The 515-nt window shown below is 42.7% G+C and carries 1 protein-coding gene; it reads right to left on the reverse strand.

The window, feature by feature from the left end:
* Positions 1-9: 9 nt before the first annotated feature.
* Positions 10-515 (reverse strand): NAD(P)H-binding protein (locus tag R8O11_RS31320; RefSeq protein ID WP_318195405.1); only part of this gene is annotated, 506 nt, incomplete at its 5' end.

Genomic DNA, 515 nt, shown 5'->3' on the forward strand with positions numbered 1-515 from the left:
GCAAAATGACTAGTCATAATGATGCAGTAGGTCGAGCATTTCTTTTCTTTGTAGATAAACAACCGAATTTTCCTGATAACTGTAAACTTGATAAATCATCGCTTTGGCCACTTCTTCGGCTTTAATCGGCAGAAAGTTAGACAATTTCCCTATCATAAGTGGGCGAATGACTTTGAATAAAGCTTGAACAAGCTTTTCATCACTTCGCGGGTGATCGCGTTCACCAACTAAAGGGCCTGGACGCACAAACACCACTTCATCAAATCCCATTTTTTCAATGTTCTGCTCCATTTGTCCTTTGCAAGCAAGATAGTGAGAAGGAGAGGAACGGTTGGCACCTAAACTAGACACCACCGCAAGGCGTTTTACGCCGACCATTTTCATTTGCTGTGCGACCGAAGTGACCAGTTCGACATCGACTTTACGTAGGTTTTCTTTACTGCCTGCTTGCTTGAGAGTCGTGCCCAAACAAATGAAACCTATATCGGGCGTTGTTTGATTTTCATTCCATTGAT

The organism is Vibrio sp. 1288 (assembly GCF_033344475.1).